This is a genomic window from Moorena sp. SIO4E2, assembly GCF_010671945.1.
GTDB lineage: Bacteria > Cyanobacteriota > Cyanobacteriia > Cyanobacteriales > Coleofasciculaceae > Moorena > Moorena producens.
Map to the genome: position 1 here is coordinate 1 of NZ_JAAHIE010000644.1, position 3712 is coordinate 3712.

Below are 3712 nucleotides of genomic sequence, written 5' to 3' on the forward strand. Positions count from 1 at the left end.
GAAAAATCCTCGGGCTGGGCAAATTTTAGAGCAGTTAAGGTGGTTTCAGGAGCGACGGCTGCAAATTCATGCCCAGGTAGTGGTGTGTCCTGGGATTAATGATGGCATTCACTTAGAACGTACTCTGGTAGAGTTAGCGCAATTCTATACCGGTGATCTGCCTGCAGTGGCTTCAACGGCAGTAGTACCGGTGGGATTGACTCGGTTTCGACCCCAGGAGGATGAACTAATTAGTGTTACTGGGGAGAAAGCTAGGGAAGTAATTGCTCAGGTTCAAAGGCTTCAGGAGAAATTTAAGCACCAGTTGGGGTCTACCTTTGCTTGGTTGGCCGATGAGTGGTTTTTGATTGCTAGAGAAGAGTTACCTCCAGAATCGGATTACGGAGACTACCCTCAAATTGGGAATGGTGTCGGTTCGATTCGTCTGTTCCTCAAACAATTCCAAACTGCTGCTACTCAACGGTTGCCTAAGGGTCTAGAAATCCCCCGGCAGGGGACTTGGGTGGTGGGTAATGCGGTGGAAAAAGCTTTTGAACCTGTGGTAGAGCGGTTCAATGCTGTGGCAGGATTGCAGATTAACATGGTGGCGTTATCTAGTGATTACTGGGGTCAGGAGATAACGGTTACTGGGTTGCTGACTGGACAGGATTTACTGAAGGGATTAACAGGGAAAGATTTAGGAGAAATGATTCTGTTACCTGGGTTGATGCTTAAGCATGGTGATACCCGGTTTCTGGATGATATGACTGTGGCAGAAGTTGCTGATCAGCTCAAGACTCCGATTATTCCGGTTAATGGTATTGAGGAATTGATCGATGGGGCTGTTGGGAAGTTAGAAGTTAGAAGTTAGAAGTTAGAAGTTAGAAGTTAGAAGTTATAATTTAGAATTTAGAATTGGGGATAGATAATGGAGAAGAACCAATTTAAAGGCACATCAGATTATCTATAGTTTAGAATTCAAAATTATTAACTAAAATTAGATAACAACTCAGACAAATTTATTCTATTCCTTGAGATTTTCAACACTAGTCTGGATATCCTGATACACCTCACGCAGATACTCGATTAATTCCTGTTGAGACATCTCACGAATCTGCAATTCTCTGATCACGAATGCCAACTGTTGCAGAGAATTGTTGTGAATTTCAGTAAATGCCTGATCCTTTAACTGCTGCTGCAAGCGGAGTCGCTCAGACAACAGATGCACTTGCTGCTGTAATTTTAGATATAAAGATAAAATGTGCAGGTTCAATCCTACTGTGAAAAGTAGTAGAATTCCCTGCACTGTGGATAATAACATTAGAGCTTAGGATTGATGTGATAGTCAACTATTTAATGGGACAAAGTTTGGCGTTGCTGAATAAAGGAATGAATGCGCGATCATCCGGTTTTGCTAAAGCCCCCTAAATCCCCCAACTTTGCGGTGCGACCCAAGGGCGATTTACTCGCCCATTGGAAAGCGCACCGGAAGGGACTTTCATAGTTTTGTTCCCCCCAAGCGAGCAATCCCTCGCTTGGGGGGTTAGGGGGGCGAAACCATACCAAAATCAGCAACGCCCAAAGTTTTTATGACATCTCTCCCTAACCTGACCTTGGACGTAGTTATAAGGGTTTGAGCTTCTAGAACATCATTCGTAGGGTCAATTGGCCAGTTGATATTTGGGTGCATCTCATCTTTGTAAAAAAGAAGAGAAGTGCCGTAAGTTTCGGAAGTGTGGGAATTTTAGGCAGAGTAGGTAGTGTAGGCAGTGTCGGAATTTTATTAGAATTTTTGTCTAATTGCAAAAGTGAGATGCACCCTGATCTTTGCTAAGAGAACTGGCATCAAAGCCTTATATAGTAAGCTTTTCAGGGCTCATGTCTACCCCTCAGTTTCTTCTTCAACTTCTTTTTCCACTATAGTAGTGCGATAGAGTTTGAGGGAATTGACCTTGCCCTTTTTGCCACGGTACCCCACGCCAATGCCCGTAATCACCATATTATTATTATCATCGGGATTAAACTCAATGTCGTAGCTACTCTCAGGAGAATTTTTTTCCTCTGTACCCTGAAAAGCATATGACTTTAGGGTAGTGTCGAGATAGTTGTTCCTGGAGCTAGCAAGGGTGAGTTGTTGGCAGTGAAGCACCATTCCGTGGAAAACTTCTTCGTCGCTTAACGGTAAGAGGATTACCGTTAACCCAATGCCTGTCACTACATAGCCATCTGGGACTGTCCCTAGGATTTCGTAATCGGTCTTGTTATAGGTCACAGGATCACCCCCAGTGCCCTCAAACGCCTCCCAATCACGTTCGCCTGTAGACAGATCAAGGTAGCACACGGCAATACGAGTGAACTGCTTGTCCTCAATCAGAGCTCCAAAGCCAACTACTACGGAGCCCTCCTTGCTTCCTGAGTCTACCTCAATATCATCTCTGTTGTCATCGATAAACTCATCCGTGTCAGAGCTGGTAGTGAGCTCAGTAGTAGTATAAGAGTTCGTATATTCCTCAAGAGCCTTTTTGATGGCTTGTTCGATTTCGTCTTTGCGAGCGTCATTACCCTCCACTAACTCCGAAATTTGCTTCACGGAGTCAGAGGTAAAGCCCATGAGGACGTCATTACCAGGAACCGATGCAACCCAAGTATCAAAGCCATCCGTCAAAGTTGTGGCATCGCCACCGATGCACCAAAACTGGCCATTAGATTGCTCGCTCGTTTCCGACTCGTCCGTCTCGTAAGAATTTTCAATTTTTCCCGAGTAGTTGCCATAGTTTGCCTCTACTGCCGCTTCGGCTTTCTCGGAGCTGCTATAAATGAATTTTGAGACGCTTTGAGTATAAGACCAGCGACCGCCGAACTCAGCTTCGTAGAGAAAGTGAGTGCCGTATTTTGCCACTAAGTCCCCGGCGTCCATGTTGTAGAGGTCATCCTTGAAGTCCGGATCAAGATTATTCAGGGCATAGTTGAGATCCAGGGTCACCTTGTAGGACTTTTTATAGCCCCATTTTTCAACATGATAGAAGTAGCTGCTACTGCTGTGTGACTCTGAGTATTTAGCCGAAACTTCGGCGCTAAACAGACCAGAGTAAGCGGACAAGCTGCCAGAAGCTGACATCTCGGTGTATATATCTTTAGTACTTTCGTGAATGGTGATACCTTCATCCTTAGCGCCTTCATGATACATGACAGGAGTGCCTATGGCCTCCTTGGGGTAAGAATATTCTACACTGTTGATCGTGATTTCTGTATCTGAGTCGGGCAAAGAAAACAGTCGCTTGCCGGTATCGACAGAGTTACCGCGAGCATAGTATTCGTACAGTCTGTAGATACATCCAACATATCCGATGCCGGTTAGATCAGCCATGCTTGTCTCCTAGGGTAAACTGATTTGTTAAACTAGATATCCCGATAATATAGCAACCCTCCGATAATATAACAACCCTCTACGGACGGACAGAGCGGGTATAGCTATGCTGAAGCACTGCCGTTACCTATTTTGTTTGAAAGTCGCCCGTAAGCATTCAGCTATCAGCCGTCAGCTATCAGCTTAAGCGCTACGCGTTCAGCTCTCAGTTTTGAGCTTTGAGCTTTTAAATAAAACCAGTAAGCTGTTCGGCATTTAAATTGGTATAATAAAAATTAATAAATAACCCAATAATAGGAAATATGCCAGCAAAAAATTATCTGACACAAGAGCAAAAAACAATACTTCAAAAAGCCTTAAAAATAG

Annotated in this window: 3 protein-coding genes; 1 reads left to right on the forward strand and 2 read right to left on the reverse strand. The window is 44.2% G+C overall.

The genetic code is table 11. The features are described from left to right. Positions 1 to 850, forward strand: an 850-nt coding sequence (locus tag F6K37_RS34680; protein ID WP_287255371.1) for a DUF512 domain-containing protein, incomplete at its 5' end; no start/stop codon positions are given. Positions 851 to 1003: 153 nt separating this feature from the next. Here F6K37_RS34680 and F6K37_RS34685 read toward each other — a convergent pair. Together F6K37_RS34685 and F6K37_RS34690 are read right to left on the reverse strand one after the other, a co-directional pair. Then, positions 1004 to 1300, reverse strand: a complete 297-nt coding sequence (locus F6K37_RS34685; protein ID WP_287255373.1) for a hypothetical protein — start codon at positions 1298 to 1300, stop codon at positions 1004 to 1006. 561 nt (positions 1301 to 1861) lie between these two features. After that, the gene (locus F6K37_RS34690; RefSeq protein WP_287255374.1) at positions 1862 to 3346 is read right to left on the reverse strand and encodes an MAC/perforin domain-containing protein; all 1485 of its coding nucleotides are present in this window, start codon (positions 3344 to 3346) and stop codon (positions 1862 to 1864) included. Positions 3347 to 3712: the final 366 nt, after the last annotated feature.

Coding starts and splice junctions, on each gene's coding strand:
- F6K37_RS34685 (WP_287255373.1), bottom strand. CDS start 1,300: ATGTTATTATCCACAGTGCAGGGAATTCTACTACTTTTCACAGTAGGA.
- F6K37_RS34690 (WP_287255374.1), bottom strand. CDS start 3,346: ATGGCTGATCTAACCGGCATCGGATATGTTGGATGTATCTACAGACTG.